This window comes from Pseudomonas sp. NFX15 (genome assembly GCF_049132105.1).
In the GTDB taxonomy this organism is placed as follows: Bacteria; Pseudomonadota; Gammaproteobacteria; order Pseudomonadales; family Pseudomonadaceae; genus Aquipseudomonas.
This window is the reverse complement of the sequence record NZ_JAFMPV010000043.1, coordinates 26,108-32,291: the sequence shown is the minus strand read 5'-3', so window position 1 is coordinate 32,291 and position 6,184 is coordinate 26,108. Positions and strand designations below refer to the sequence as shown.

Sequence of the window (6,184 nt, the reverse complement as noted above, 5' to 3'; positions counted from 1 at the left end):
TACAGACAAGGTCAGGAGCAAATCCTGCCTTCAGGAGCGATCGGCCTCCCCCAGAAACGCACTTGCTGTTGTATGACGCCTTGAGCGTAACCTTTCCCCTTGGAGTCAGGGCCAACATACAAGGAGCAAGCTTGCTCGCGAAAGCGGTGTCTCAGTTGGCCAATCGGTCGACTGACACTCCCTTTTCGCGAGCAGGCTCGCTCCTACAGGTTTGAACCGCAGTCTTTGATTCAGTGATCAAGCTCGTATAGGGTGGCGTTTTTGCCTGACAGGGAACTGGCCATGCTGCATTTGAGCGCGCTGTATCGTTATCCGTTGAAATCCGCCAAGGGTGAACCCTTGCAAGAGATCAGCCTCGACAAATTGGGGCTGGACGGCGATCGCCGCTGGATGCTGGTGGATGAGGCCAGCGGGCGCTTCCTGACCCAGCGTGCTGTGGCGCAGATGAGCCAGTTGTCGGCCTTGTGGAATGCCGAAGGTGGCCTGACCCTCAGCGCGCCCGGCCATCCGCCGCTCGACATTGCCTTGCCCGGCAACGAGGCAGAACTGCGTGGCGTGACCATCTGGCGCGATACCTTGCGCGTCCCCGATGCCGGTGATGCGGCCGGTGCCTGGGTCAGCCAGTTCATCGGCAAGCCGACGCGCCTGGTGCAAGTGCCGCTTGAGCGTGCGCGAATGACCGAGGCGGGTTACGGCAAGGATGACGATCAGGTGGCGTTTGCTGACGGCTATCCGCTGTTGCTGATCGGCCAGGCGTCCCTTGAGGATCTGTCGCAACGTGTGGGGCGTCCGTTGGAGATGTTGCGCTTCCGGCCGAACCTGGTGATCGAAGGCAGTGAGGCGTTTGCCGAGGATGACTGGAAGCGTATCCGCATCGGCGAAGTCGAGTTCCGCGTGGTCAAGTCCTGTTCACGTTGCATCCTGACCACCATCGACCCGCAAACCGGGGAGCGCAGCGAAGACCGCGAACCCCTGGCGACCTTGCAGAAGTACCGAGCGCAGGCCGATGGCGCGATGTTCGGTCAGAACCTGGTCAACGACGGCAACGGTCGACTCGAAGTCGGCATGCCGGTGGAGATTCTCGAGTAAGCGGCTGCCGGATAAAAAAATGCCCGTGTCGAACAACACGGGCATTTTTTATGGCGCTGACTTGTGCGGGATGAAGCCCGACGGTTTTAGCCGCGGTATTCGCACAGGTAAGCGGTGTCGACGGCGACCTTCAGCTGGAACTTGCTATTGGCCGGTACGTTGAAATGGCTGCCGGCGGCGAAGGTTTCCCAGTCATTGCTGTCTGGCAGCTTGACGGTCAATGCGCCGCTGACCACGTGCATGATTTCACGCTGGCTGGTGCCGAATTCGTACTCGCCCGCAGCCATGACGCCGATGGTCGCAGGACCTTCTGCGGTGCCAAAGGCGATCGACTTGACGGTGCCATCGAAGTACTCGTTGACTTTAAACATGGGCGATTCCTCGAAAAGGGCTAAAAAGGGCCGGCCAGTATGCACAAGGCCCCGAGTGTCGTCACCTGTCTAAAGCGGAAGAACCAGCGGCAGCAGGCGTGCGGTATTGCGCGCATCTTCCAGCGCCCGGTGTTGCTGGCCGGTGAATTGCAAACCCGCCAGTTGCAACGCGCCGTTGAGCCCCAATGGGCGTTCCAGGCGTCGGGCCTTGGCGAAGCGCTGCTTGAGGTTCATGTGCGGCACATTGGCCAGCGCGCTGAGCAGCCCCAGTTGCTGCCAATCCTGCAGCAGTTGCTTGCGATCGTAATCGCCCCAGCTGGCCCAGCCTTCGAGGCGCGTTTGATGCTGGCCCAGCCAGCGCTCGAACGCCGGCCAGACTTCGCCCAGCGGTTGCGCACCGTCGATGTTGGCTTGGGTGATGTGCGTCAGTTCGCGGCAGAACGGTGTCAGCAGCGGCCGGCGCAGGGGGCGGACGAAACGCTGGAAGTGATCCAGTTCGCGCCCCTTGCGGTCCACCAGGGTGGCGCCGATTTCAATGATTTCCATTTCCGTGATGGGCCAACCGCCCTCGTCGGTGGTGGCCTCCAGATCAATGACCAGCCAGTGAGGCATTGCAGGTTTCCTGGTATCCGCGTCCTGTTGGGTTTGAGCGTAGCCAAACCCGGCGGTTCCGCCTAGCGGCTTATTCGACCTCCAACAGAATCTGGCGGTTTTTTACCTGATCGCCGACCTTGACTTGCAAGCGCTTGAGCACACCGTCGATGCCCGATTTCAACGGATGCTCCATTTTCATTGCCTCCAGCACCACCAGCAATTGACCCTTGGTCACCGGGCTGCCTTCGTTGACCAGCACGTCGACGATCGCCCCGTCCATCGGTGCCTTGAGGGTGCCGGTGCTCACACTGGCCTGGCCGGATACCTGCGCTTGGGTGCGATCGACGAAGTGCAGGCTGCCAGGTCGGGTGAACAACCACAGGCGCCCTGCCTCCAGGCGATAGGCGTGGCGTTGGCGGATGCCTTCGATGTCGAGGGTGGCCCAGCGTCCGTCGCAGTGGAGAATCTTCAAATCGAAGCTGTACTCGGCGACCTGAATTCGCAACGGCTCGCCGGGGATTGCCTGCAACGAGACCGGCCAGTCTTGATCCTCAGGGCCGATGCGATAGTGCAGCGGCACACTGGCGTTATTGCGCCAACCGCCCAGCGGGGCCGGGTGCGCCTGCGCCGCCGCGTGATAGAACAGGGCGGCGGCGATGGCCAAATGGTGCGCACTGGGTGGCTGGGGATGCAGGCTGGCGTGGTCGGCGAAATGCTGGCCGATGAACCCGGTGCTGAAGTCGCCGCTGGCGAACTGCGGGTGTTGCAGCAGACCGGCGAGCAAGCGCTGATTGCCTTGCACACCGAGCAGCACGCTGTCCTGTACCGCTCGCAGCAATTTGCGCCGCGCCTCTTCGCGAGTGGCGCCGTAAGCGATGAGCTTACCCAACATGGGATCATAGAAGGGGCTGATGACTTGGCCTTCGAACAGGCCATGGTCGATGCGCACGCCGTCCTGCAACGCCGGCTCCCAGGCCACGACGCGACCGGTTTGCGGCAGGAATCCCTGGGCCGGATCTTCGGCATATAGGCGCACTTCCATGGCATGGCCCTGCAGTTGCACCTGTTCCTGGCACAGGGGCAATGGTTGTCCTTGCGCAATACTCAACTGCCAGGCCACCAGGTCCAGCCCGGTGATCAATTCGGTCACCGGGTGTTCCACTTGCAGCCGGGTGTTCATCTCCAGGAAGTAGAACTGCCCGCGTGAATCGAGCAAAAACTCCACGGTACCCGCGCCGACGTACTGCACCGCCCGCCCGGCCTTGAGCGCCGCTTCGCCCATGGCTTGGCGCAGCGCTGGCGTCATGATCGGGCAGGGGGCTTCCTCGATGACTTTCTGATGCCGGCGCTGCACCGAACAATCGCGCTCGCCGAGGTAAATCAGGTTGCCATGCTGGTCACCGAACAGTTGCACCTCGACATGCCGGGGTTCGATCAATGCCTGTTCGAGAATCAATTCGTCGCTGCCAAAGCCGTTCAGGGCCTCGGAACGCGCGGTGCGAATCTGTTCCAGTAAATCGCTGGCGTCGTGCACCAGACGCATGCCGCGTCCGCCGCCGCCCGCGCTGGCCTTGATCATCAACGGGTAGCCGATGCGCCCGGCTTCACGGCTCAGGGTCGCATCGTCCTGTTCGGCGCCTTGATAGCCCTTGATGCAGGGTACGCCGGCTTCGAGCATGGCGATTTTCGACAGGCGCTTGCTGCCCATCAGTTCGATGGCCTCGGGGCTTGGGCCGATGAAGGTGAGACCGGCGTCCCGGCAGGCGCGGGCAAATCCGGCGTTTTCCGAGAGGAAGCCGTAGCCCGGGTGGATGGCATCTGCGCCGGTGCGTCGGGCCGCGTCGATGATCGCCCCGATGTTGAGGTATGACTGTTGCACCGGGGCCGGGCCGATGTTGACCGCTTCATCGGTCATCTGCACGTGCAGTGCATCGGCATCGGCCTCGCTGAACACGGCGACGGTGCGATAGCCCAATGCCTGGGCCGTGCGCTGGATGCGACAGGCGATTTCACCGCGGTTGGCGATGAGGATTTTCGTAAGTCCGGGCATGGGTTGTTCCCTTGGTTTGGCGGTGTTTGTTCGGGCCTCTTCGCTGGCAAGCCAGCGCCTACAGGGGTTACGTGTTGCATAAATCCTTTGTAGGAGCTGGCTTGCCAGCGAAGCTCTTCAGGACGCCCACCCCGGTTTGCGTTTTTGCAAAAAGGCCATCGTTCCCTCGGTCCCCTCAGCCCCGGTCACCGCTTCGCTGAACCATTCGGCCGCTTGATCGAGCAGCGCATCCGACGGTTGTCCGGCACTCGCCAGCAGGAGTTTTTTGGTCGCCGCATTCGCCCCCGGCGCACAACACAACACATGCGCCAGCACCTCATCGAGACGCTCGGCCAGAGCCTGCGGGTCCTGCTCGACAAAATGCACCAGCCCCATGCGCCGGGCCTGGTGACCATCAAACCGCGCCGCGGTCAGGGCCAGGCGCCGGGTTTCGGTCAGGCCGATGCGCTGCACCACGAACGGCGCGATTTGCGCCGGCAGCAGGCCGAGGCTGGTTTCCGGCAGACCGAATTGCGCCTGGTGATCGGCCAGGGCGACATCGCTGACGCAGGCCAGGCCCAAGCCGCCGCCCAGCACCGCGCCTTGCAACACGGTAATCACCACTTGCGGCGCGTGCTGGACCTCTTGCAGCAGTGCGCCGAACACTCGATTCAAATTGCGATGGGCGTCGGCACCTTGAGCGCGGGCATTGGCCATGTCCTTGAGGTCGCCGCCGGCACAGAAATGCCCGCCGACACCGCCAATCACCAGGGCGCGAACCCCCGGTTTATCGCGTACGTGCGCGAGCACCGAACGCAATTCGGCAACCATCTGCAAGCTCATCGCATTGCGGCATTGCGGGCGGTTGAGGGTGATGTGCAACACGCCGTTGTGCAGCTCCAGCAGCAAGGTCTGGCAATCCGGGAGGTTATTCATTTCTTTTTCCCCGGCAGGGTGCCCATCAGTTTGCAGATAATCCCCAGCATGATTTCGTCGGCGCCGCCGCCAATCGACACCAGCCGCACGTCGCGGTAGGCGCGTGCCACCGGGTTGTCCCACATGAAGCCCATGCCGCCCCAGTATTGCAGGCAGCTGTCGCTGACTTCGCGGCCCAGTCGTCCGGCCTTGAGCTTGGCCATCGAGGCCAGGCGCGTGACGTCCTGGCCTTTGACGTATTGCTCGGTGGCCTGGTAGACCAGCGCGCGCAGGCATTCGATTTCGGTTTGCAGTTCGGCCAGACGGAAGTGGATGACCTGGTTGTCGATCAACGCGCTGCCAAACGTCTTGCGCTCCTTGCAGTACTCGATGGTGCTGTCGACGCAATACTCCAGGCCCTTGATCATGTTGGCCGCGCCGAACAGGCGTTCCTCCTGGAACTGCAGCATCTGCATCATGAACCCCGCACCTTCGTGGCCGATGCGGTTGCGCTGCGGCACGCGCACGTTGTCGAAAAACACCTGGGCGGTTTCCGAGCTGCGCATGCCGAGCTTGTCCAGGTGCGAGCTGAGGCTGATGCCCGGCGTGTTCATCGGCACCATGATTAGCGACTTGTTGATGTGCGGCTTGTCGTCCGAGGTGTTGGCCAGCAGGCAGATGAAGTCGGCGCTCGGCGAGTTGGTGATCCACATCTTGCTGCCGTTGATCACGTAGTCGTCGCCGTCCTTGCGCGCAGTGGTTTTGAGCCCGGCGACGTCAGAGCCAGCACCGACTTCGGAGACACCGATGCAGCCGACCTGTTCGCCGCTGATGGCCGGGCGCAGGAATTCGTCGCGCAATTCATCGGAGCCAAACCGTGCGAGGGCCGGGGTGCACATGTCGGTCTGCACGCCAATCGACATCGGGATGCCGCCGCAATGAATGGTGCCGAACTCTTCGGCGGCGACGATCGAATAGCTGTAGTCGAGCCCCATGCCACCGAATTTTTCCGGTTTGGAGATGCCCAGCAAGCCGAGGTCGCCGGCCTTGCGCAAGATCTCGTGAATCGGAAAGCGCCCGGCCTTTTCCCAAGCCTCGACGTGCGGGTTGATCTCGTGCTCGACGAATTGGCGGACGGTGCGGCGCAGTGCTTCGTGTTCCTGGGTGAAGATCATTTTTATTGTTC

General features: G+C 62.3%; 6 protein-coding genes. 1 reads left to right on the top strand and 5 read right to left on the bottom strand.

Annotation, left to right across the window (positions count from 1 at the left end):
* Window positions 1-282: 282 nt before the first annotated feature.
* Entirely contained in the window at window positions 283-1,089 is an 807-nt protein-coding gene (locus J1D76_RS27055) for an MOSC domain-containing protein (protein WP_421141396.1), read from the top strand.
* An 86-nt stretch (window positions 1,090-1,175) separates the two neighbouring features.
* Here the strand turns inward: J1D76_RS27055 and J1D76_RS27050 are convergent, their stop codons facing one another.
* The 5 genes from J1D76_RS27050 to atuD all read right to left on the bottom strand — a co-directional run bounded on the left by J1D76_RS27050 (window position 1,176) and on the right by atuD (window position 6,173).
* Window positions 1,176-1,460 (bottom strand): pyrimidine/purine nucleoside phosphorylase, encoded by a 285-nt coding sequence (locus J1D76_RS27050; protein WP_421141395.1) that lies wholly within the window; start codon window positions 1,458-1,460, stop codon window positions 1,176-1,178.
* A gap of 69 nt (window positions 1,461-1,529) precedes the next feature.
* A complete protein-coding gene (locus tag J1D76_RS27045; RefSeq protein ID WP_421141393.1) occupies window positions 1,530-2,072 on the bottom strand; it encodes an exonuclease domain-containing protein in 543 nt (180 codons plus the stop codon).
* A gap of 70 nt (window positions 2,073-2,142) precedes the next feature.
* On the bottom strand, window positions 2,143-4,104 hold the full coding sequence (locus tag J1D76_RS27040) for an acetyl/propionyl/methylcrotonyl-CoA carboxylase subunit alpha (RefSeq protein ID WP_421141392.1): 1,962 nt from the start codon (window positions 4,102-4,104) through the stop codon (window positions 2,143-2,145).
* Window positions 4,105-4,221: 117 nt separating this feature from the next.
* The gene (locus tag J1D76_RS27035; RefSeq protein ID WP_421141390.1) at window positions 4,222-5,019 is read right to left on the bottom strand and encodes an enoyl-CoA hydratase/isomerase family protein; all 798 of its coding nucleotides are present in this window, start codon (window positions 5,017-5,019) and stop codon (window positions 4,222-4,224) included.
* Entirely contained in the window at window positions 5,016-6,173 is a 1,158-nt protein-coding gene (gene atuD / locus J1D76_RS27030; protein WP_421141389.1) for a citronellyl-CoA dehydrogenase, read from the bottom strand. The genes J1D76_RS27035 and atuD overlap by 4 nt, the downstream gene beginning before the upstream one ends.
* Window positions 6,174-6,184: the final 11 nt, after the last annotated feature.

What these genes read in the sequence shown, in the direction of transcription:
- J1D76_RS27035 (WP_421141390.1), bottom strand. Translation starts at nt 5,019, where the DNA reads ATGAATAACCTCCCGGATTGCCAGACCTTGCTGCTGGAGCTGCACAAC.
- J1D76_RS27045 (WP_421141393.1), bottom strand. Translation starts at nt 2,072, where the DNA reads ATGCCTCACTGGCTGGTCATTGATCTGGAGGCCACCACCGACGAGGGC.
- J1D76_RS27050 (WP_421141395.1), bottom strand. Translation starts at nt 1,460, where the DNA reads ATGTTTAAAGTCAACGAGTACTTCGATGGCACCGTCAAGTCGATCGCC.
- J1D76_RS27040 (WP_421141392.1), bottom strand. Translation starts at nt 4,104, where the DNA reads ATGCCCGGACTTACGAAAATCCTCATCGCCAACCGCGGTGAAATCGCC.
- atuD (WP_421141389.1), bottom strand. Translation starts at nt 6,173, where the DNA reads ATGATCTTCACCCAGGAACACGAAGCACTGCGCCGCACCGTCCGCCAA.
- J1D76_RS27055 (WP_421141396.1), top strand. Translation starts at nt 283, where the DNA reads ATGCTGCATTTGAGCGCGCTGTATCGTTATCCGTTGAAATCCGCCAAG.